This window comes from Streptomyces sp. NPDC001822, from assembly GCF_042892135.1.
In the GTDB taxonomy this organism is placed as follows: domain Bacteria; phylum Actinomycetota; class Actinomycetes; order Streptomycetales; family Streptomycetaceae; genus Streptomyces.
Window position 1 is genome coordinate 141304 of sequence record NZ_JBIATW010000006.1, and the last position, 22012, is coordinate 163315.

The 22012-nt window shown below is 68.8% G+C and carries 19 protein-coding genes and 2 tRNA genes; 9 read left to right on the top strand and 12 right to left on the bottom strand.

Features of this window, described 5'->3' with window-relative positions; all coding sequences use genetic code 11:
* Positions 1-4 precede the first annotated feature (4 nt).
* Positions 5-724 carry a DUF5324 family protein gene (locus tag ACFYY2_RS16195; RefSeq protein ID WP_388742748.1) on the top strand — a complete coding sequence of 240 codons (720 nt, stop codon included), beginning with the start codon at positions 5-7 and terminating at the stop codon, positions 722-724.
* 263 nt (positions 725-987) lie between these two features.
* Here ACFYY2_RS16195 and ACFYY2_RS16200 read toward each other — a convergent pair.
* Positions 988-1060: transfer RNA gene (locus tag ACFYY2_RS16200), tRNA-Ala, on the bottom strand.
* A gap of 170 nt (positions 1061-1230) precedes the next feature.
* Here ACFYY2_RS16200 and ACFYY2_RS16205 point away from each other — a divergent pair.
* Complete coding sequence (locus ACFYY2_RS16205; protein ID WP_388742749.1) at positions 1231-1779, top strand: helix-turn-helix domain-containing protein; 549 nt, start codon at positions 1231-1233, stop codon at positions 1777-1779.
* A 117-nt stretch (positions 1780-1896) separates the two neighbouring features.
* Positions 1897-3240: a serine/threonine protein kinase gene (locus ACFYY2_RS16210; protein WP_388742752.1), complete on the top strand. Its 1344-nt coding sequence runs from the start codon at positions 1897-1899 to the stop codon at positions 3238-3240.
* Positions 3241-3244: 4 nt separating this feature from the next.
* Here ACFYY2_RS16210 and ACFYY2_RS16215 read toward each other — a convergent pair whose 3' ends face one another.
* Together ACFYY2_RS16215 and ACFYY2_RS16220 are read right to left on the bottom strand one after the other, a co-directional pair.
* Complete coding sequence (locus tag ACFYY2_RS16215) at positions 3245-4573, bottom strand: hypothetical protein (protein WP_388742754.1); 1329 nt, start codon at positions 4571-4573, stop codon at positions 3245-3247.
* A gap of 366 nt (positions 4574-4939) precedes the next feature.
* Entirely contained in the window at positions 4940-5074 is a 135-nt protein-coding gene (locus ACFYY2_RS16220; RefSeq protein ID WP_219818897.1) for a DLW-39 family protein, read from the bottom strand.
* A gap of 272 nt (positions 5075-5346) precedes the next feature.
* On the opposite strand from ACFYY2_RS16220, the gene ACFYY2_RS16225 reads away from it, so the two are divergent.
* The gene (locus ACFYY2_RS16225; RefSeq protein WP_388742757.1) at positions 5347-5706 is read left to right on the top strand and encodes a DUF6344 domain-containing protein; all 360 of its coding nucleotides are present in this window, start codon (positions 5347-5349) and stop codon (positions 5704-5706) included.
* Between the two features lie 464 nt (positions 5707-6170).
* Here ACFYY2_RS16225 and ACFYY2_RS16230 read toward each other — a convergent pair.
* The 9 genes from ACFYY2_RS16230 to dnaA all read right to left on the bottom strand — a co-directional run bounded on the left by ACFYY2_RS16230 (position 6171) and on the right by dnaA (position 18825).
* Positions 6171-6247: transfer RNA gene (locus ACFYY2_RS16230), tRNA-Ile, on the bottom strand.
* 71 nt (positions 6248-6318) lie between these two features.
* Entirely contained in the window at positions 6319-6915 is a 597-nt protein-coding gene (locus tag ACFYY2_RS16235; protein WP_329039092.1) for a DUF3566 domain-containing protein, read from the bottom strand.
* Between the two features lie 93 nt (positions 6916-7008).
* Positions 7009-9636 carry a DNA gyrase subunit A gene (gene gyrA / locus ACFYY2_RS16240; RefSeq protein WP_388742760.1) on the bottom strand — a complete coding sequence of 876 codons (2628 nt, stop codon included), beginning with the start codon at positions 9634-9636 and terminating at the stop codon, positions 7009-7011.
* A gap of 46 nt (positions 9637-9682) precedes the next feature.
* The gene (gyrB, locus tag ACFYY2_RS16245) at positions 9683-11752 is read right to left on the bottom strand and encodes a DNA topoisomerase (ATP-hydrolyzing) subunit B (RefSeq protein ID WP_388742763.1); all 2070 of its coding nucleotides are present in this window, start codon (positions 11750-11752) and stop codon (positions 9683-9685) included.
* 403 nt (positions 11753-12155) lie between these two features.
* The gene (locus ACFYY2_RS16250; protein WP_388742766.1) at positions 12156-12716 is read right to left on the bottom strand and encodes a DUF721 domain-containing protein; all 561 of its coding nucleotides are present in this window, start codon (positions 12714-12716) and stop codon (positions 12156-12158) included.
* A complete protein-coding gene (recF, locus tag ACFYY2_RS16255; RefSeq protein WP_329039100.1) occupies positions 12713-13843 on the bottom strand; it encodes a DNA replication/repair protein RecF in 1131 nt (376 codons plus the stop codon). The genes ACFYY2_RS16250 and recF overlap by 4 nt, the downstream gene beginning before the upstream one ends.
* Positions 13844-13909: 66 nt before the next feature.
* Positions 13910-14788: a phosphogluconate dehydrogenase (NAD(+)-dependent, decarboxylating) gene (gnd, locus tag ACFYY2_RS16260; protein ID WP_388742768.1), complete on the bottom strand. Its 879-nt coding sequence runs from the start codon at positions 14786-14788 to the stop codon at positions 13910-13912.
* Positions 14789-14933: 145 nt separating this feature from the next.
* Complete coding sequence (dnaN, locus tag ACFYY2_RS16265; protein WP_388743409.1) at positions 14934-16064, bottom strand: DNA polymerase III subunit beta; 1131 nt, start codon at positions 16062-16064, stop codon at positions 14934-14936.
* A 985-nt stretch (positions 16065-17049) separates the two neighbouring features.
* The gene (gene dnaA, locus ACFYY2_RS16270; protein ID WP_388742771.1) at positions 17050-18825 is read right to left on the bottom strand and encodes a chromosomal replication initiator protein DnaA; all 1776 of its coding nucleotides are present in this window, start codon (positions 18823-18825) and stop codon (positions 17050-17052) included.
* 381 nt (positions 18826-19206) lie between these two features.
* On the opposite strand from dnaA, the gene rpmH reads away from it, so the two are divergent.
* The 5 genes from rpmH to ACFYY2_RS16295 are packed head-to-tail and all read left to right on the top strand — an operon-like array spanning position 19207 to position 21887.
* Entirely contained in the window at positions 19207-19344 is a 138-nt protein-coding gene (gene rpmH / locus ACFYY2_RS16275) for a 50S ribosomal protein L34 (RefSeq protein ID WP_003967884.1), read from the top strand.
* Positions 19345-19363: 19 nt separating this feature from the next.
* Positions 19364-19735: a ribonuclease P protein component gene (rnpA, locus tag ACFYY2_RS16280; RefSeq protein WP_388742774.1), complete on the top strand. Its 372-nt coding sequence runs from the start codon at positions 19364-19366 to the stop codon at positions 19733-19735.
* Entirely contained in the window at positions 19732-20091 is a 360-nt protein-coding gene (gene yidD, locus ACFYY2_RS16285) for a membrane protein insertion efficiency factor YidD (RefSeq protein WP_388742777.1), read from the top strand. The genes rnpA and yidD overlap by 4 nt, the downstream gene beginning before the upstream one ends.
* A gap of 3 nt (positions 20092-20094) precedes the next feature.
* A complete protein-coding gene (yidC, locus tag ACFYY2_RS16290; RefSeq protein ID WP_388742779.1) occupies positions 20095-21363 on the top strand; it encodes a membrane protein insertase YidC in 1269 nt (422 codons plus the stop codon).
* 14 nt (positions 21364-21377) lie between these two features.
* Positions 21378-21887 carry a protein jag gene (locus tag ACFYY2_RS16295; RefSeq protein WP_388742782.1) on the top strand — a complete coding sequence of 170 codons (510 nt, stop codon included), beginning with the start codon at positions 21378-21380 and terminating at the stop codon, positions 21885-21887.
* Positions 21888-22012: the final 125 nt, after the last annotated feature.

Consider the following 22012-nt stretch of genomic DNA (forward strand, 5'->3'; position numbering starts at 1 on the left):
TCCCGTGACCCGCATCGACAGCGTGCGCGCCGCAACCTACTCGGCGAAGGACAGCGCGCAGCACGCCGCGGAAGTGGTGGCGCCCTACGCCGACACGGCCAAGGAACAGGCCGCGCACTATGCCCAGGAGGCCCGCGCCCGGCTCGCGCCCAAGATGTCGAAGGCAGCCGCGCAGGCTCGCGTCCAGTACGGCGCGCACCTCGCCCCTCGCATCGAACAGGCACTGACCCATGTGCCCCCCAAGGTCGACGAGGCCGCGCACAGGGCAGCCGTACGGACGCGCAGCGCGGCCCGTACAGCGGCGGACTACACCGTGCCCCGTGTCGAGTACGCCGTCGCTGCGAGCCGCCCCATGGCGGAGGAGGCCACCGCACGCAGCACGGCCGCGCTGGCCGCGTTGCGTGGCCAGGTCACGGCCAAGGAGATCCACAAGCTCGTCAGGAAGCACGAGCGGCGGGCCAAGGCCGGTCGGGCGGCCAAGGGCTTCCTCGTGCTCGGCGTGCTGGCCGGTGGAGCCCTCGCCGCGTGGAAGTGGTGGGACAAGCAGGCCAACCCGGACTGGCTCGTCGAGCCGCCCGCGCCCACCGAGGTGGCCGACGACCGCGCTCCCCTGACCTCGGTCGACGGCAGCGGCACCTCGGTCCTCGACCCCGAGGTCCGCGTCAAGCAGGACGAGGCCGAGTCCGGCTCGGAGCGCACGGACGGCCGGGACGACAACCGCTGACCGACGGCGCCGGCCCGGTACCCCGGGAAGCGGACGCCGGCGAGGGGCGCCGGAAGACCTCATGGTCTCCGGCGCCCCTCGCCGTTTCACGTGAAACCGAACCGCGCACGAAGGGATCCCGGCGCGGCACGGGATTCCCGGCACCCCGGCGGCTTCCGTGCCTCGCCACACCTCAGGGGTCATGTCGGACCACGACGGCACCGATCCACGAAAGAGAGCCCGGTCGGCCTGCGTTTCCGCAGGCCGACCGGGCTCTTCGCGTGTGGAGCCTAGGAGATTCGAACTCCTGACATCTGCCTTGCAAAGGCAGCGCTCTACCAACTGAGCTAAGGCCCCGAAACGGGGACATCGCAGCGCACAACCGTGCCGCGAGGTCCGTCGCAGAACAGAGTACCGGGTGACCCCCTGAATCTTGCAAAAGGATTGGGACTCCCGGTCTGGAACCGCTCTCCGTAAGATGCACGACGAGGTTCGCGGCAGCGAAGCCGCAGCGAAGGGGAGACGCAATGGACGCAGCGCAGCAAGAGGCCACGGCTAGAGCCAGAGAGCTCCAGCGCAGCTGGTACGGAGAGCCGCTGGGAGCGCTCTTCCGCAGGCTGATAGACGACCTGGGTCTGAATCAGGCCCGGCTCGCCGCGGTGCTCGGGCTGTCCGCCCCGATGCTCTCCCAGTTGATGAGCGGCCAGCGCGCCAAGATCGGCAACCCCGCCGTGGTCCAGCGTGTCCAGGCACTCCAGGAACTCGCCGGCCAGGTCGCGGACGGCAGCGTCAGCGCGGGAGAGGCGACGGACCGGATGGAAGAGATCAAGAAGTCTCAGGGCGGCTCCGTCCTCACCAACACCGGCCAGACCACCACCACCGGCGGAGCCCCCACCGTGCGCCGCGTGGTCCGTGAGATCCAGTCACTGCTGCGTTCGGTGGCCGCGGCGGGAGACATCATCGACGCGGCCGACTCCCTCGCGCCCGCGCACCCGGAACTGGCGGAGTTCCTGAGGGTGTACGGGGCGGGACGCACCGCGGACGCCGTCGCGCACTACGAAGCCCACCAGAGCTAGGACCCTTCGCCAGGAACAGGCCCCGGGGCCCGGAACTGCCACGGGAGAACACGGCCCGTGGCAGTATCCCGACAGCCGGGGCACGAACCGATTCGGAACGGGAGCGGGCACAGCGCAATGGGTGAGGTCTTCGCCGGTCGGTACGAGCTCGTCGATCCGATCGGACGTGGCGGCGTCGGTGCCGTCTGGCGCGCGTGGGACCACAGGCGCCGCCGTTACGTGGCGGCGAAAGTCCTGCAGCAGAGCGACGCGCACACACTGCTCCGCTTCGTCCGCGAGCAGGCACTCCGGATCGAACATCCCCACGTGCTCGCGCCGGCCAGCTGGGCCGCCGACGACGACAAGGTCCTCTTCACGATGGATCTGGTCAGCGGTGGATCGCTGGCCCATGTCATCGGCGACTACGGCCCGTTGCCTCCGCGCTTCGTCTGCCTGCTCCTCGACCAGCTGCTGTCCGGCCTGTCCACCGTGCACGCCGAGGGGGTCGTGCACCGGGACATCAAACCGGCCAACATCCTCATGGAGGCCACCGGCACCGGGCGTCCGCACCTGCGGCTGTCCGACTTCGGCATCTCGATGCGCAAGGGCGAGCCACGGCTGACCGAGACCAACTACGTGGTCGGTACGCCCGGTTACTTCGCGCCGGAGCAGATGATGGGCGCGGAACCCGACTTCCCGGCGGACCTGTTCGCCGTCGGCCTGGTCGCGCTCTACCTCCTGCAGGGACAGAAGCCCGACGCCCAGGCGCTGATCGAGTACTTCGCCGCCCACGGCACCCCCGGTGCCCCTCAGGGCGTCCCCGAGCCCCTGTGGCAGGTACTCGCCGGTCTTCTCCAGCCGGATCCGCACGCCCGCTTCCGCACGGCCACAGGGGCACGCAAGGCGCTGACCGCAGCGGTGGAGATGCTGGCCGAGGCCGGTGCGGACGACGAACCGGTCGAGGTGTTCGACCAGATCGGCCCCCTGCCGGCGGGGTTCGGCCCCGAGGGACCGGAAAGCCCGGCCGACGGTCCGCCACCACCCGCGCAGCCGGCCGTGAACCGGGCGACGCCGCCGCGGCCCTCGGAGCAGTCGCACGTGCCCGCGCAGGACAGCGGGCGGCCGGAGCCCCGTCCCCAGCCGTCCTCGATGTCGGAGACGGGCAGCTTCCACCTGGCACCCCCGCCGCAGCAGGTGCCTGTCCCCCAGCCGCCCCAGTCGTCTCCGTACGGGCCCTACGCGACCGGCCCCGCACCGGACCTCTCGCAGGCAGCGACCGCGGCCGTGCCGTACGGTACGGCGCCGACGCGCTCCTACACGGCACAGCACCCCCAGGCTCCCCAGGCCTTCGTACCGCCCGTGGCCGCCCCTCAGGCGGCTCCGGTGAAGCGGCCGGGCCCTCCCCCCACAGTGGCGATCCCGGTGCTGCTGGTCGCCCTGGTCTGCTTCGCGGTGGGCATCTGGGCCCTGACCCAGACCTGACCGGTCACCGGGCGGGGGGCTGCCCGCCCGGCTGCTGCCCCCCGGCGGAGGGCGCGGCGAGCGCCTCCCGGCGCCTGGCGAGCAGCGTCCACACCCCGAGTCCGGCCACCAGCACCACGCCCGTACCGATGCCACCCGCGGCCACCGTCTTCATGGTGTCGCTCCTGTCGGCGTCGGATGCGCTCTGACCGCTCCTGGCCATGTCCCTGTCGTCGTCGCTGACCCCAAAGATCCCGGCGTCCCCCTGATAGGGCGACGGCTCGCCGTCGTTGACGACCTTGACCTTGAGCGTCAGCCCGATCGGGTCGTCGCCGTACCGCTCCGCGACCTTCGGGGAGAGCGTCACCGAGAGGTAGTACCAGCCGGCGAAACGCATGGCGCTGACGCGTGTCGCCGAGGCGTGGCGGTTCTCGTAGGCCACGGGCGGCAGCGGTTGCAGAGAAACGGAGTTCGGGGCTCCGGAGTACGACAGGGTCGCATCCTCCACATGGCCGTGTGCCGGGTTCTCCAGGGAGACCGCCAGGGCGTTGCCGAGGAATTCGGTCGACCTGCTGCTGTTGCTCAGCGCGGCCGTGGCGAAGATCTGCTGTCCCCAGTCCACGGGCACCCGGTAGAAGCGGGTCTGCCCCGGCGCGATGCCGTCCACCCATTCCCCGGACTCCAGGCTCGTGGCATCGGCGAAACCCGTGCCCCCGGAGCGCTTCTGGGTACCAGTGGGCGGCACCGGTGACGCGGAGGGCCAGTTCTCCGGTGCCTCGGTGGGCCGCGATCCGGCGTCCTTCACCGTCGGCTCGTTCTCGAAACGGAGTTCGAGGTCCCAGGCGCCGGGGTCGGAAGTCGCCTTGCTCTCACGCTCGATCAGCACGTTGTACGTGCCGCTCGCCGCGCAGGTGGTGATGCCCTTCTTCACGGTCCTGTGGGCGTATGCGGCGATCGGCCGGGGGAACTCCGCCGACCCGAAGTCGGCGTCCTGCGAATCGCACCGGTTGTCGTCGAGATCCCTGATGCTGATCGTGACGCCGTCCCCGTAGGCGACCTGCCCGGCCGTCTTCGGCACGACGACCGCGGACACATAGGCGTCGGTCGTGTCGTCGAGCCTCAGGCGGTAGTAGAGCTTCTGGTCCTTCTCGATGGAACTCCGGTAGACCGAACCGGACTTCAGCTCCACCGCATCGGCGTTCGTCTCCGCGCCCCGGACCGCTGTCGCCGTGGGATCGAAGGTGTAGGCGGCCGGGGCGTCCGCCGCGCGTGCCTGCCCCGGCAGCGCCGCCACCGCGCACATCACCCCGATCGACGCCAGCGTCACCCGGCCCCTGTTGCGCTGCCTCTTCACGCGCTTCCCCTCGTCGTGTGCGTGCCTGCCCCGCGCCGGCTGCGTACGGAAGCGGGAGCGGCGAACGAAGCGATCACGGCGCCCGCGCCGGCGTCGGTGGCGATGCCCGTCCATCCTGCCCCGCCGGTACCACCGCTGTCTGCGGTCACCGCCCTGTTGCCGCCATTGCCCGGGCCGGCCGCCGCTCTCGCCCATGCCGTCGGATCCGGCACGACCCGCACAGGTCATTGCGCATGCAACCAATCGATTCGCTTACGCGAATCGCGAATCCGCGAGCGCGGCCGCGGTCACGACGCCGCCACACCGCCCGGACAGCACAAAGCCCCGGCCGCTCGGCGGCCGGGGCTCTTAGCAGACTGTTCCGTCTCACACACCCGGACCTGCGGGCACGGAGTCGGTCGCCTCCGTCCACAGATCCTGCTCGGCGCGATCCGCCTGGATCTGGCGGTACACGAGGAGCCCGCCGATGGCGGCCAGTGCGACCAGGAGAAGCTTCTTCACCGCGCGACCTCGTCTTTCCTTGGCGTAAGGGGACTTCTGCCGCCCGACTATACACACCGGCCGATACCGATCGGTGACCTGCCCGCACCCCCGCAGAAGGCCCTTCACGGGGCCTCTCGGCACCTCGGGGAGAGGTTGTCGAGGCCGGTTGAACCATAAGAGTGGTGTTCATCAGAAGATCGGCGCAGCGCGAGCGTCGGTGCCGGAATCCACGGCCCACATCCACATCATCGGAAAGGTAAGCAAACCGGACCACCTGAAAGCGAGGGGCCATGAGCACCTTCAGGGTCAAGAGCATCTGGACCGCCTTCATCACCGCCTTCTTCGCACTTCTCGCCTCCCTGGGCCTCGCCACCGCCCAGACCGCGGCCGCGGAGCCGACGAGCACGAACCAGGAGCACACGGGTGCGACCGCGGCAACCGCGACCACCCCGTCGGTTCGATGGACCCTTCCGCGTGACAGGGCGCTGCCGCCCACGATGAAGCAGCGCATCCGCGCCGAGGCGCACGGCTCGTCGCCCTCCACGCGGCAGTTGGCGGCGGACACCGCCGAGGGCGCACACACGACCGGCGGCACACGCTCCGCCCGCGATGCGGCCCCGGCCGGGGACTCCACCCCGCTGCCACCCTGAGAGCGGCGCTGACGCCACCCAGGCCCCTTCCGGTCCACACCGGCGGGGGCCTTCCTGTGTGTCCGACCTGCCTTCCTGTGCGTCCGCATGTCTTCCCGCGGACCCGAGACAACCCCCGCGTGCCCGATGCGGCTGTCGGCCGGAGTCCGGGGCGCGTGGCGAGGGATGCCCGCCCGGCACGCCTGGTGAAAGCCACCCCTGCCGCCGCGTGGCGCCGTGAGACTCCCGTCCGGTCCGGCGCCCGGGCCGGCATTCCGCGCCGGCGACCACGCCGCACGAACCTCACCGGGCTCGGGAGCTCCCGGCCGGCGGTCACCGGTCACGGCACCTCGGAGAGCAGAGGTGTGATCCGGCTCACTGATACGGAACCGGTCACTCCAGCCCCTGGACGCACCGCTCTTCAGCCGGACCACGCCCACATACGCGAAGACCCCCGACCGGTGATCGGTCGGGGGTCTTCGTGCTGGTGGGGCTAACAGGATTTGAACCTGTGGCCTCATCCTTATCAGGGATGCGCTCTAACCAACTGAGCTATAGCCCCGCCGCGCTGCTGCGCTGACTTCTGAAGATTAGCGCACGTCGGGGCCAGTCCCAAAATCGATACCCGGCGCCCTACTCGTCCTCGGCGAGAGTGAGCTCGACGCCACCCACGAAGCCTGCCGACAAGTTGTAGATGAAGGCGCCCAGCGTCGCCAGAGCGGTGGCCAGCACCACGTCGATCACGGCGATGACCGACGTGAAGATGAGGACCCGCGGCAGCGACAGGAACGACTGCAGATCGAAGCCGTTGCTCTCGTTCGAGCCGGTGGCCTCACTGATCGTCCCGCCCACGGTGGAGAAGACGCCCATGGCGTCCATCACCATCCACAGGACCGCGGCGGCGACCACCGTGCAGATGCCCAGCGCGATGGAGAGCAGGAAGCTCACCTTCATCACCGACCACGGATCGGCCTTCGCCACCCGCAGACGGGCCTTGCGGATGCGCGGAGTCGTCCGCGCCCCCGTCCGAGGCTTACGCATCGCCTGTACGCCGCCCACGCCCTGCGCTCCGCCCTCTGTGCCGCCACCCTGCGTCCCGCCCGCGGGGGACGGGTACGCCTGCGGCGGGTGATAGGGCCCCGCCTGGCCCGCTGCGGGCTCCCGCTCACCGGGCAACGGCCCGGTCGCGTACCCCTCGTACTGCGGCTGAGGTCCCCGAGTGTCCGTCACAGTGCCCCCTTGGGAGTCCGTGGCAGGGCCACGGGCGCCGCTCGCCCCTGCTCCGGAAGCGGCCGAACCAGCGCCCGTGGCTCCACTCACGCTCTACTCCTCGTGCTCCCCGGCCGAAGGCGCCGTGCCTTCGACAGTGCCCTCGACCACGGTCTCGGCATCGGCCTCGACCGTGGCGCCGTCGGCCACATCGGTCCCGTCGACCTCTTCGGCCTCGCGACCGGCCTCGGCGTTGCGCGCGATGCCGACGACGGCATCTCGCTTGCCCAGATTGATCAGTTGGACGCCCATGGTGTCACGGCCCGTCTCCCTGACTTCATTGACCCGCGTACGAATTACACCACCGCCGAGCGTGATGGCGAGGATCTCGTCCGTCTCCTCCACCACCAGCGCGCCGACGAGGGAACCACGGTCCTCCACGATCTTGGCGGCCTTGATGCCCAGACCGCCGCGGCCCTGGACGCGGTATTCGTCGACAGCGGTCCGCTTCGCGTAACCGCCGTCGGTGGCAGTGAACACGAACGTACCGGGCCGGACAACATTCATCGAGAGCAGTTCGTCTCCCTCGCGGAAACTCATGCCCTTGACGCCCGAGGTGGCACGGCCCATGGGACGCAGCGCGTCGTCCGTGGCGGTGAACCTGATCGACTGGGCCTTCCTGCTGACGAGAAGCAGGTCGTCCTCGGCCGACACGAGCTCGGCACCGATCAGTTCGTCGTCCGCGCCGCTCTCCGTCTCCCGGAGGTTGATCGCGATGACGCCGCCGGAACGCGGCGAATCGTAGTCCTTCAGCGAAGTCTTCTTCACCAGGCCGCCCTTGGTGGCGAGGATCAGATAGGGCGCCGCCTCGTAGTCGCGGATGGCCAGGATCTGCGCGATCTGCTCGTCGGGCTGGAAGGCCAGCAGGTTCGCGACGTGCTGACCTCGCGCGTCGCGGCCGGCGTCCGGCAGCTCGTAGGCCTTGGCCCGGTACACCCGGCCCTTGTTCGTGAAGAACAGCAGCCAGTGGTGCGTCGTCGACACGAAGAAGTGGTCGACGATGTCGTCTTCCTTGAGCTTCGTGCCGCGCACGCCCTTGCCGCCGCGCTTCTGCGAGCGGTAGTCGTCCGTCTTCGTGCGCTTCACGTAGCCGCCGCGGGAGATCGTGACGACGATGTCCTCCTCGGCGATCAGGTCCTCGATGGACATGTCGCCGTCGAAGGGCACGAGCTTCGAACGCCGGTCGTCGCCGAACTTGTCGACGATCGCCGCGAGCTCCTCGCTGACGATCTGCCGCTGGAGCTCGGGAGAGGCGAGGATCGCGTTGTACTCGTTGATCTTCGCCTGGAGTTCGTCGTGCTCCGCGGTGATCTTCTGGTGCTCCAGCGCGGCCAGCCGGCGCAGCTGCATCTCCAGGATGGCGTTCGCCTGGATCTCGTCGATCTCCAGGAGGCCCATCAGGCCCTCGCGCGCGATCTCCACGGTGTTGCTGCGCCGGATGAGCGCGATGACCTCTTCGATCGCGTCCAGCGCCTTGAGCAGGCCGCGCAGGATGTGCGCCCGCTCCTCGGCCTTGCGCAGCCGGAACCTGGTGCGCCGGACGATGACCTCGATCTGGTGGGTCACCCAGTGCCGGATGAACGCGTCGATCGACAGCGTGCGCGGCACCCCGTCGACGAGCGCCAGCATGTTCGCGCCGAAGTTCGTCTGAAGATCGGTGTGCTTGTACAGGTTGTTGAGCACGACCTTGGCGACCGCGTCACGCTTCAGCACGACGACCAAGCGCTGACCCGTGCGCGAGGACGTCTCGTCACGGACGTCGGCGATCCCGCCGACCTTGCCGTCCTTCACCAGGTCGGCGATCTTCTGCGCCAGGTTGTCGGGGTTGGTCTGGTAGGGGAGCTCCGTGACCACCAGGCACTGGCGGCCCTGGATCTCCTCGACCGCCACGACGGCACGCATCGTGATGGAGCCGCGTCCGGTGCGATACGCCTCCTCGATGCCCTTGCGGCCGACGACCAGCGCGCCCGTCGGGAAGTCCGGGCCCTTGATGCGCTCCAGCAGAGCGTCCAGGAGCTCCTCGTGCGAGGCCTCCGGGTGCTCCAGGTACCACTGCGCACCTGCCGCGACCTCGCGGAGGTTGTGCGGCGGGATGTTGGTCGCCATGCCGACCGCGATGCCCGCGGAACCGTTGATCAGCAGGTTCGGGAAGCGCGCCGGCAGAACCACCGGCTCCTGGTTGCGGCCGTCGTAGTTGTCCTTGAAGTCGACGGTCTCCTCGTCGATGTCGCGGACCATCTCCATGGACAGCGGCATCATCTTGCACTCGGTGTACCGCATCGCCGCGGCCGGGTCGTTGCCCGGGGAACCGAAGTTGCCGTTGGAGTCCACGAGCGGCATGCGCATCGACCAGTGCTGTGCCAGTCGCACGAGCGCGTCGTAGATCGAGGAGTCGCCGTGCGGGTGGTACGTGCCCATGACGTCACCGACGACGCGGGCGCACTTGTAGAAGCCCTTCTCGGGCCGGTAGCCGCCGTCGTACATCGCGTAGAGCACCCGGCGGTGGACGGGCTTGAGGCCGTCCCGCACGTCGGGCAGGGCGCGCGACACGATGACGGACATCGCGTAGTCGAGGTAGGAGCGCTGCATCTCCGTCTCGAGCCCCACGGGCTCGACACGCATGCCCACGCCCGCGAGTGCGGGCTCCTCTTCAGGGGTCACAGGGGTGTTCTCGTCGGCCATTGCTGGTCAAAGTCCTTTCGAGCTGCGGCGTGCTTGTACGGCCGACTCAGATGTCGAGGAAACGGACGTCCTTGGCGTTGCGCTGGATGAACGAGCGCCGCGCCTCTACGTCCTCGCCCATCAGGACCGAGAACAGGTCGTCGGCCTGCGCCGCGTCGTCCAGCGTGACCTGGCCGAGCACCCGGTGGTCGACGTCCATGGTCGTGACGCGCAGCTCCTCGGCGTTCATCTCGCCGAGACCCTTGAAGCGCTGGATCGAGTCTTCCTTGATCCGCTTGCCGTTCTGCTTGCCGAGCGCCACCAGGGCGTCGCGCTCGCGGTCCGAGTACGCGTACTCGAAGTCGTCGCGGCCCCACTTGATCTTGTAGAGCGGCGGACGGGAGAGGAACACGTGCCCGGACTCGACCAGCGGCCGCATGAAACGGAACAGGAAGGTCAGCAGCAGGGTGTTGATGTGCTGGCCGTCGACGTCGGCGTCGGCCATCAGAATGATCTTGTGATAGCGGAGCTTCTCGATGTCGAAGTCCTCGTGGACCCCGGTGCCGAAGGCCGAGATCAGCGCCTGGACCTCGGTGTTCTGCAGGATCTTGTCGATACGGGCCTTCTCGACGTTCAGGATCTTGCCGCGGATCGGCAGGATGGCCTGGTACATCGGGTTGCGGCCGGACTTCGCCGAACCGCCGGCGGAGTCACCCTCGACGATGAAGATCTCGCACTTCGTCGGGTCGTTCGACTGGCAGTCACTCAGCTTGCCGGGCAGCGAGGCGCTCTCCAGGAGCCCCTTGCGCCGGGTCAGGTCACGGGCCTTGCGGGCCGCGACGCGCGCCGTGGAGGCCGCGATGCCCTTGCGGATGATGTCGGCGGCCTCGTTGGGGTTCCGGTCGAACCAGTCCGTCAGCTGCTCGTGGACGACCTTCTGGACGAAGGTCTTCGCCTCGGTGTTACCGAGCTTGGTCTTCGTCTGTCCCTCGAACTGCGGCTCGCCCAGCTTCACCGAGATGATCGCCGTCAGACCCTCGCGGACGTCCTCACCGGTGAGGTTGTCGTCCTTCTCGCGCAGCAGCTTCTTGTCGCGCGCGTAACGGTTGACCAGCGAGGTCAGCGCCGCGCGGAAGCCCTCCTCGTGCGTGCCGCCCTCGTGCGTGTGGATCGCGTTGGCGAAGGAGTAGACGCCCTCGGTGTACTGCGTGTTCCACTGCATGGCGATCTCGACGGAGAGCAGCCGGTCCTTGTCCTCGGCCTCGATGTCGATCACCGACTGGTGGATGAGGTCGCCCTTGCGGGAGTTGAGGTACTTGACGAAGTCGACGATGCCGTTCTCGTAGTGGTACGTGACCGTGCGGGCCGGTTCCTCGTCGGGGACGTCGACGGCCTCGGCGCTGTCCGCGCCCGCCGTCGCCTTCGCCGACTCGCGCTCGTCCGTGAGCTTGAGCGTGAGGCCCTTGTTGAGGAACGCCATCTCCTGGAAGCGGCGCGAGAGGGTCTCGAAGCTGTACTCGGTGGTCTCGAAGATGTCCCCGTCGGCCCAGAAGGTGACCGAGGTGCCGGACTCGTCGGTGGCCTCGTGCTTGGCCAGCGGGGCGGTCGGGACGCCGAGCTTGTAGTCCTGGGTCCAGCGGTGGCCGTCCGTCCTGACCTCGACGGAGACCCGGGTGGACAGGGCGTTGACGACGGACACACCGACGCCGTGCAGACCACCGGAGACGGCGTAGCCGCCGCCGCCGAACTTTCCGCCCGCGTGCAGGACGGTGAGCACGACCTCGACAGCCGGCTTGCCTTCGGACGGCACGATGCCGACCGGGATGCCGCGGCCGTTGTCGACCACGCGCACCCCGCCGTCGGCGAGGATCGTGACGTCGATGGTGTCCGCGTGCCCGGCCATCGCCTCGTCGACCGAGTTGTCGACAACCTCTTGCACGAGGTGGTGGAGACCGCGCTCACCGGTGGACCCGATGTACATACCGGGTCGCTTGCGGACCGCGTCCAGGCCCTCCAGCACGGTGATCGCGCTGGCGTCGTACGAGGCGGTGACCTCGCCGTGCTCACCGGCTGTGGACGGGATGTTCTCGTTGGGGTTGCCGGAATCGGCCACGAAGCGCCCTTTCTGGCACAGCACAGGCCGTTCTCCGGCTGGCGGGAGCGGCTGCGTCGTTCGGCGTGTATCGACGACTCCCGCGAGGAAGCGGGATTGTCCATCAGTCTACCGGTAGCGCCGACATGAATGGGGGTTTGCCGGTGCCTGAGTACGCATGTGCCGCCCTGAACCAGCGGCTGACGACTCCCCATATTCAGGAAGGGCCCCCGGGAGGCTCACGACGGCATTGCGCGCTTCGGGCTGTCAACCTCCCGCTACGGTGAGGGACGCCTCACGCTCCCCCCAAGAACCAAAAAGGGACATAAGGCAACAAAGCGGAAGCGTCGTGTCCATGGCAAAGCGGGACAGAAGGCTGATCACAGGCCATCGGGACTCCGCCCGTGTGATCCGGTGTTGACGGACGGGAGGAGGGGGAAAGCCCTGATCAGCCGTAGGTGTCGCCGGGGCCCCTGCTCCCGGGTGCGCGGAGGGGACCGAATCTGCGCTGCGGGCCCCCGGGCCCCTGCACCTTGATCATCCGAACCGTTCCCTGCCCCAGGTCCGCGTTCAACCGGGCCACCAGCTGCGGCGCGAGCAGCCGAAGCTGCGTGGCCCACGCCGTCGAATCGCACTGCACGGTCAGAACCCGCTCCCCGGGATCCTCGTCGTACCGCAGGGGCACACAGTGATTGGCGAGATCGTCCCCGACGATCTGCGGCCAGCGGCCCATCACCCCGCCGACCGCCGCGGGGGTCTCCCAGCCCCGCTCCGTGATCAGCCGGTTGATCGCCGAGCCCAGGGCCAGCGGATCACGGCCGTCCGAGCGAGCTCCCGACCGCAGTCCGCCACCGCGCCTGGCCTGATTCCTCTGCTGCGCGGCGGCGCCCCGCGCACGCGCCTGTTCCTTGGCCGCGCGCAGGGCCACCCGCGCCAGGTCGACGCCCGACACCTCGGGCTGCTTCGCCGGGCGCGGGGTGGGGGCACCCGGCTCGTCCGGTCCGCTCACAGCCGCTCCACCGCACCCGCCGACACCGCGTACCGCGCTCCCGCCAGCACGCCGGGGACGTCGTCGTCCACCGCCGCCGTCACCAGCACCTGTTCGCCCTGCGCGACGAGTTCGGCCAGCCGTTCACGTCGGCGCGCGTCCAGCTCGGCGAAGACGTCGTCCAGCACGAGCACCGGTTCGTTCCCCTCGGTGCGCAGCAGATCGTACGAGGCCAGCCGCAACGCCAGGGCGTACGACCACGACTCCCCGTGGCTCGCGTACCCCTTCGCCGGCATTCCGCGCAGGCCCAGCACCAGGTCGTCCCGGTGCGGGCCGACCAGCGTCACGCCGCGTTCGATCTCCTGCTTCCGTGCCTGTGCCAGCGCGGCCGTCACCTGCTCGTACAGCTCCTCGCGGGTGCGCGCCGGCTCCACGTCCGCACCGATCGAGCTCCGGTACTCCAGCGACACGGGACCGCCACCGGGGGCCACGTCCGCGTACGCCTTGTCCGCCAGCGGCTGGAGGGTGGCGATCAGATCAAGCCGCTGCGCGAGGAGCTCGGCCCCCACCTGTGCCAGATGCTGGTCCCACACGTCCAGGGTGGACATGTCCATCGACCGGCCGCCGTGCCTGCGGGCCATGGCGGCGGACTTCAGCAGGGTGTTCCGCTGCTTCAGCACCCGCTCGTAGTCGGAACGGACGCCGGCCATGCGCGGGGAACGCGCGGTGATCAGCTCGTCCAGGAAGCGGCGCCGCTCACCGGGATCGCCCTTCACCAGGGCAAGATCCTCCGGGGCGAACAGCACCGTCCGCACGATCCCCAGGACGTCACGCGGCCTGACCTGCGACGACCTGTTGATACGTGCGCGATTGGCGCGGCCCGGATTGAGTTCCAGCTCCACCAGCTGGGAGCGCTCGCCCTGGGTGACCGCCGCGCGCACGACGGCGCGCTCGGCGCCCATCCGGACCAGGGGTGCGTCCGAGGACACCCGGTGGCTGCCCAGCGTGGCGAGATAGCCGACCGCCTCGACCAGATTGGTCTTGCCCTGGCCGTTGGCCCCCACGAACACGGTGACGCCCGGATCGAGAGGGACCTCGACCCGGGCGTACGAGCGGAAATCGGCCAGCGAGAGATGCGTGACGTGCATGGTCGCCGACCTTTCCGACTGCTCTTCCGTGTGCTGCTGTACCGCCTGCCGCCTGCTTGCCGGCGACTACTTCTTGTTCTCGACCGCGTGCCCGCCGAACTGGTTGCGCAGGGCGGCGATCATCTTCATCTGCGGGGAGTCGTCCTGCCGCGAGGCGAACCGCGCGAACAGCGAGGCGGTGATCGCGGGAAGCGGCACCGCGTTGTCGATGGCGGCCTCGACCGTCCACCGGCCTTCGCCCGAGTCGGCGGCGAAGCCGCGCAGCTGGTCCAGGTGCTCGTCGTCGTCCAGTGCGTTGACCGCCAGGTCGAGCAGCCAGGAACGGATGACCGTGCCCTCCTGCCACGAGCGGAAGACCTCGCGCACGTCCGTGACGGAGTCGACCTTCTCCAGGAGCTCCCAGCCCTCGGCGTACGCCTGCATCATGGCGTACTCGATGCCGTTGTGGACCATCTTGGCGAAGTGGCCGGCGCCGACCTTGCCCGCGTGGACGGAGCCGAACTCGCCCTCCGGCTTGAGCGCGTCGAAGATCGGCTGGACCTTCTCGACGTGGGCGGCGTCGCCGCCGTACATCAGGGCGTAGCCGTTCTCCAGGCCCCAGACACCACCGGAGACACCGCAGTCGACGAAGCCGATGCCCTTGATGCCGAGCTCGACGGCGTGCTTCTCGTCGTCGGTCCAGCGGGAGTTCCCGCCGTCCACGACGATGTCGCCCGGGGAGAGCAGCTCGGCCAGCTCGTCGACGGTGGACTGGGTCGCGGCACCGGCCGGGACCATGACCCACACGACGCGCGGGCCCTTGAGCTTGCCCACAAGCTCTTCGAGGCTGTGGACATCGGCGATGTCCGCGTTGCGGTCGTAACCGATGACGGTGTGGCCTGCGCGGCGGATGCGCTCGCGCATGTTGCCGCCCATCTTGCCGAGGCCGACGAGACCGAGCTCCATCAGAGATTCCTTTTGCGTTGTGCCGATTCGTACCCGGGTCCGAGCCTACGCCCGCCCCGGACAGCACGGCGGGGGGCGGCGGGGTGGGCACGCTCGGCGCTGAGCCTGCCCACCGGAAGCCGCGGTAAGGGGAACGATGCCCCGGTCAGCCGGAGAGGCGGACGGGCATGATCAGGTACTTGTAGGCCTCGTCGGCCTCGGCGTCGACGGCGGGGCGGCCGCTCAGAAGGGCGGGCTTGGTCGACGTCGTGAAGGAGAGCTGGGCCACCGGGGAGTCGATGGCGCTGAGCCCGTCCAGCAGGAAGGTCGGGTTGAAGGCGATCGAGATGTCGTCCCCTTCGAGCACCGCGTCGACCCTCTCCACAGCCTGTGCGTCGTCGCTGGATCCCGCTTCGAGGATCAGGACGCCCTGCTCGAAGCTGAGACGCACCGGGGTGTTCCGCTCGGCGACGAGGGCCACACGCTTGACGGCCTCGACGAACGGCGCGGTCTCGATGACCGCGACCGAGTTGAACTCGGTGGGGAAGAGCGTCCGGTACTTCGGCAGGTCGCCCTCGAGGAGGCGGGTGGTCGTGCGACGGCCGGCGCCCTCGAAACCGATCAGGCCCTCGCCGGCACCCGAACCCGACAGCGCCAGGGTGACCGTGTCCCCGCTGGTCAGTGCCTTGGCGGTGTCAAGGAGCGTCTTGGCGGGCACCAGGGCCACGGCCGAGGCGTCCGGGTTCTCGGGCTTCCAGAGGAACTCACGGACCGCGAAGCGGTAGCGGTCGGTCGACGCGAGGGTGACGGTGTCGCCCTCGATCTCGATCCGGACGCCGGTCAGGACGGGCAGGGTGTCGTCGCGCCCCGCCGCGATCGCGACCTGGGCCGCGGCGGAGGCGAAGACCTCACCGGGGACGGTGCCCGTGGCGGTCGGCATCTGCGGAAGCGCGGGGTACTCCTCCACAGGCAGTGTGTGGAGTGTGAATCGCGAGGAGCCGCAGACGACCGTCGCCCGCACGCCGTCCGTGGAGATCTCGACGGGGCGGTTCGGCAGGGCGCGGCAGATGTCGGCGAGCAGCCGGCCGGAGACGAGGACCGTGCCGTCGTCCTCGACCTCGGCGTCCACGGAGACCTTGGCCGAGACCTCGTAGTCGAAGCTCGAGAAGCTGAGGGCACCGTCCTCGGCCTTCAGGAGAAGGCCCGCGAGAACGGGAGCCGGAGGCCGTGCCGGGAGGCTGCGGGCCACCCAGGCCACTGCCTCCGCGAGTACATCGCGCTCCACCCGGATCTTCACCGGAACCGCCTCCTGCTGTTGCTCGCTCGCCCTGCTGGCCTTCGTCGTCTGACCGGGGCTCCCTGCCGATGGGCTGGGGAGGCCGCCGGGGTCCAGTCTGACGTACGGCGCCGACAGCCGTTGCTGCTCGGGGTCAAGTCGCGCCAAGAGGTTCGCCGGGCTCGCCGCTCGAGTTGTGCACAGGCCCCACTTCGAAGCTGATTCCTGGCTAACTCTGAGTGGTAGTAGTAGTAGGCCCTGTGGAAACCGTGGAAAACGTTGTTTACGCAGGTCAGCATCGGTTTTTTGTCCACCGACCCTGTGGGTGGCACCGGTGGACAACCGGGCACTTCTGTGGACACACGAAAGTTCTGCACACCCGATGCACAGGGCAGGGTGACTTCTCCCCAAGGCCGTCCCCAGGTTTACCCCCGTTCCCCACAGCCCAACCGTGGCTCCCGGTGTGACGCCTTTCACTCCTGGCGGTGAAGGCGGGTGTCGGGTTGCCGAACAGTGGACAGGCGTGTGGAGAAGCTGGGGACAAGAGCGCCTGGCCTGTGGGCCGCCGGTGGACAACATGATCGAGGCCCTGTGGACGAAAATTCTGTCCACAGGCTGTGGATCATTGTTGACCACAATTCCCCAGGCACCTGACCTGGTCTGATGGAGTATCGGGAGCCGGGGCTGTGGACGCAATCTGGACAACTTCTCAGTCCCCAGGCTGTGGACGCCAGAATCCCAGGTCACCTGTGGAGAAGGGCCCTGCAGAGGCCCGTATTCGAACAGCTCGCGCGGCGGCCGACCGCGCGGACAAGCACAGGGGACGTCTCGGCGAGCTCTCCAGGCGGGCGAAACGGCCCTCTGGCACCGCCGGCACCGCACCGCCGGGCTGCTCCTGGGCGCGTCTCAGCGGCTTCTGACGAAGAAAAGGCGCCCTCCGAGGACCTCGCGGTCTCGGGGGGCGCCTCCGGGTGCGCTCAGCGGTGCCGTGCCGCCGGCGCCTGCCTCAGCCGTTCTTGATGCGGTTGGTGAGCTCGGTGACCTGGTTGTAGATGGAGCGCCGTTCCGCCATGAGTGCGCGGATCTTCCGGTCGGCGTGCATGACCGTGGTGTGGTCGCGTCCGCCGAACTGGGCTCCGATCTTGGGCAGGGAGAGATCCGTCAGCTCACGGCACAGGTACATGGCGATCTGCCGCGCCGTCACCAGCACGCGGCTGCGCGAGGATCCGCAGAGGTCCTCCACCGTCAGCCCGAAGTAGTCCGCGGTGGCCGCCATGATGGCCGGAGCGGTGATCTCGGGAGCCGAGTCCTCGCCCCCCGGGATCAGGTCCTTGAGCACGATCTCGGTCAGACCGAGGTCCACAGGCTGCCGGTTCAGGCTCGCGAACGCCGTCACGCGGATGAGCGCGCCCTCGAGCTCGCGGATGTTCCGCGAGATGCGGGACGCGATGAACTCCAGTACCTCCGGCGGGGCGTTGAGCTGCTCCTGCACCGCCTTCTTGCGGAGGATCGCGATACGCGTCTCGAGCTCGGGCGGCTGCACGTCGGTCGTGAGCCCCCACTCGAACCGGTTGCGCAGACGGTCCTCCAGGGTCACCAGCTGCTTGGGCGGCCGGTCCGAGGACAGCACGATCTGCTTGTTGGCGTTGTGGAGCGTGTTGAAGGTGTGGAAGAACTCCTCCTGCGTCGACTCCTTGCTCGCGAGGAACTGGATGTCGTCGACCAGAAGGATGTCCACGTCCCGGTAGCGCTTGCGGAAGGTGTCGCCCTTGCCGTCGCGGATCGAGTTGATGAACTCGTTGGTGAACTCCTCGGAGCTCACGTAGCGCACCCGGGTGCCCGGGTAGAGGCTGCGCGCGTAGTGCCCGATGGCGTGCAGCAGGTGCGTCTTCCCGAGCCCCGACTCGCCGTAGATGAAGAGGGGGTTGTACGCCTTCGCCGGCGCCTCCGCCACGGCGACGGCCGCGGCGTGCGCGAATCGGTTGGACGCGCCGATGACGAAGGTGTCGAAGAGGTACTTCGGGTTCAGCCTCGCGTGCGGCTCGTTCGTGCCGGGAGGCGGCGGGGACTGCGCGCCCATCGGGCCGCCGCCGGACCGGCCGGTGCCGGGCCCGCCCTGGCGGTGCTGCGGCTGCTGGTCCTGCAGGTCGCGGCGGTCGCGGTCGTCCCGCTGCTGGTCGTAGCCCTGGTGCTCGGGCGGCTGCGGACGGTAGTCGTGCTGAGGCTGCTGCGGTCGCGGGCTCGCGTACGGGTCGCGCTCCTGGTAGCCACCGTGCCGCGGCTGCCAGGCGAGGTCCTCCTGGACACGTGGCCAGGCGCCGGGCTCGGGGCGGTGCTGCTGGTAGTCCGGGTACGCGGGGCGGGCCGTCGGCATCCCGTCGTCCGAGGGCCTGGAGCCGTAGCCGTCGTACCCGTCGTTGTGGCCCGGCTCGTCGCGGCCGGGCCCCTGGTAGCGGTGGGGCTGGTGCGACGCGTGCATGGGCGGGGCGGGCGGCGCAGGGGGCTCGCCGGCGGAGTCGTCGACGGTGATCGCGATCCTGATCGGACGCCCGCACTCACGCGTCAGCGTCTCGCTGATCAGCGGGGCGAGTCTGCCTTCGAGGACGCGTTTGCCCCATTCGTTGGGTACGGCGAGCAGCGCGGTGTCCGCGACGAGCGCCAGGGGCTGGCAGCGCTCGATCCACTGCTTGTCCTTCGGCTCGATGGCCTGCTGGCCCTCCCCGAGGAGTTGCTCCAGCACTCGTGGCCACACTGCGGCAAGATCGGCAGGTACGTCAGCCACAAGGCACGCTCTCTCGCATGTCCCACGAATGTGTGCTTCTCGGGACGGGATGGGTCGGGTCGGGTGAGGCCCGGCAGGGGGGAAGGAAAAGAACCGGAGTTCAGCCACGGTAGTCAGGGCGACCCGCACGGTTCAAGTTGTTGTCCACAGGCTGTGTACAGCATGGGGTGCCGCAGAGCCGGTTTGACCGAATGGCGCAGCCGCGCGTACCGTGACCAGGTCGAGTTGTCGATGGCTGCTGCCGCCTGCCTCCGATGGGCAAAGATCACGATCTGTGATTGTGAAGCGGTGCACTAAGGCGTTTACGCGAGTTCCTCGTGGGCGCACGGTGACAGCCAGGCGATGTCCCGCCAACACACGAATCATTTCTGGAGCCCCCGAGTGAGCAAGCGCACCTTCCAGCCGAACAACCGTCGTCGCGCCAAGACCCACGGCTTCCGGCTGCGTATGCGTACCCGTGCCGGCCGCGCGATTCTCGCGAACCGCCGTGGCAAGGGCCGCAGCAGCCTGTCCGCCTGATCGCTTACAGGTCCATGACGTGCTGCCTTCCGAGAATCGGCTGAGGCGGCGCGAGGACTTCGCGACCGCGGTACGACGAGGGCGTAGGGCTGGACGCCCGCTCCTCGTCGTCCATCTAAGCAGCGGTGTAACGGACCCGCACGTGACTGGGGAGACTGCTCCTCCGCCGCGTGCGGGTTTCGTTGTCAGCAAAGCAGTGGGGGGAGCCGTCGTTCGCACCGCGGTGAAGCGGAGACTCCGCCACCTGGTGCGCGATCGGCTGGCTCAGCTGCCCCCCGGTAGCCTTGTTGTCGTACGAGCGTTGCCCGGATCGGGCGACGCCGATCATGCACAGCTGGCCCGAGACCTGGATGCCGCCTTCCGGCGGTTGCTGGGAGGGGGCGCGCGATGAAGTACCCGCTGCTGGCTCTCATCAAGCTGTACCAGTGGACGATCAGCCCGCTCCTCGGGCCCGTCTGCCGGTACTACCCGTCGTGTTCCCACTATGGATATACGGCGATCGACCGGCACGGAGCGATCAAGGGAACCGCGCTGACCGCATGGCGCATCCTGCGTTGCAATCCGTGGTCACCCGGTGGCGTGGATCACGTACCGCCACGCAAACGTCCGCGGTGGCATGAACTGCTGCGCAGCTCTTTGCGCGGCGGCAAGGGCGGGGACTCAGCCGCCGATGTGCCTTCCGGGGAGTCGGTCTCCGAACCCCTGAGCCCGGCCAAAGAGACCTCGTCCAAAGCTCAAGGAGCCTGATTAGTGGACACGATTGCCAGTCTGTTCAGCTTTATCACCACGCCTGTCTCGTGGGTCATCGTCCAGTTCCACAAGCTGTACGGAGCGATCTTCGGGGACGACACGGGATGGGCCTGGGGCCTGTCCATCGTGTCCCTCGTGGTCCTGATCCGGATCTGCCTGATCCCGCTTTTCGTGAAGCAGATCAAGTCGACCCGGAACATGCAGGTGCTCCAGCCGAAGATGAAGGCGATCCAGGAGCGCTACAAGAACGACAAGCAGCGTCAGTCCGAAGAGATGATGAAGCTGTACAAGGAGACGGGTACCAACCCGCTCTCCTCGTGCCTTCCCATCCTGGCGCAGTCACCGTTCTTCTTCGCCCTGTACCACGTGCTCTCGGCCATCGCCTCGGGCAAGACGATCGGTGTCATCGACCAGCCGCTCCTGGACAGTGCGCGTAAGGCGCACATCTTCGGTGCCCCGCTGGCGGCCAAGTTCACGGACTCCGAGGCGAAGGTGCACGCGCTCGGTGCCACGCTGCTGGACGTCCGTGTCGTCACCGCGATCATGATCGTGCTGATGTCCGCGTCCCAGTTCTACACGCAGCGCCAGCTGATGACGAAGAACGTCGACCTCACGGTCAAGACGCCGTACATGCAGCAGCAGAAGATGCTGATGTACATCTTCCCCGTGATCTTCGCCGTCACCGGCATCAACTTCCCCGTCGGTGTCCTCGTGTACTGGCTGACCACGAACGTCTGGACCATGGGTCAGCAGATGTACGTGATCAACCGGAACCCCACTCCGGGCAGCAAGGCGCAGGACGCGTACCTGGGCAGGGTGCTGAAGAGCGTGAAGGCGCACGGCGACGTGCGGGGCAGGACGCGGCGCAACACCGTCAAGGCCATCGTTGCCAAGGGCCCCGACCGCAACGACATCGAGCGCAAGTTCATCACCGGCCTCGGAAAGCTGGGTCTCGCGGCCCAGGAGGACGGCACGGTGGCGAAGAGCGAAGCCGCGGTGCTCGAGGCCGAGGGCGGTGCTCCGGCCAAGCGGCAGCAGCCCAAGCGTCAGACGAAGGCGAAGCGCCACACTGCCGCCGCGCACTCCGGCGCGGCGAAGGACTCCGACTCCGGCGACTCGGCACCCAAGACCTCGCTGGAGAAGCAGGACGCACCGCAGGAAGACAAGCCGAAGCCGACGGGCAAGCCCGCCGCGTCCGGCTCCTCACGCCAAGCCAAGTCCGGACAGCGCAAGGGCCCGCAGCGGCCCAAGCACCCGTCCAAGAAGTAAGAAGGAGTCCATCAGTGACGGAAGGCACCACCACCACGGCCGCTGAGGGCAGCGACACTCTGACCCGCCTCGAGCAGGAGGGTGAGATCGCCGCCGACTACCTCGAAGGCCTGCTCGACATCGCCGACCTCGACGGTGACATCGACATGGATGTGGAGGCGGACCGGGCCGCGGTCTCGATCATCAGCGACTCGGCGCGTGACCTGCAGAAGCTCGTCGGACGCGACGGTGAGGTGCTGGAGGCGCTCCAGGAGCTGACGCGCCTGGCGGTTCACCGTGAGACCGGTGACCGCAGCCGCCTGATGCTGGACATCGCCGGCTTCCGCGCCCAGAAGCGTGAGGTTCTCGCTGCTCTGGGCGCGAAGGCCGCGGACGAGGTCAAGAGCTCCGGCGAGCCGGTGAAGCTCGACCCGATGACGCCCTTCGAGCGCAAGGTCGTGCACGACGCGATTGCCGCGGCGGGCCTGCGGAGTGAGTCCGAGGGCGAGGAGCCGCAGCGCTTCGTCGTCGTTCTTCCGGCCTGACCGGATCCTTGTTGTGTCGGCCCCGTCTGTTCGCAGGCGGGGCCGATCTTTGTCAGCCTGATAGTCAGCCGCCCACAGTGGGGCGGGGACTTTGTTCGGATCCGGTCGCACAGGTGCGCGGCCGG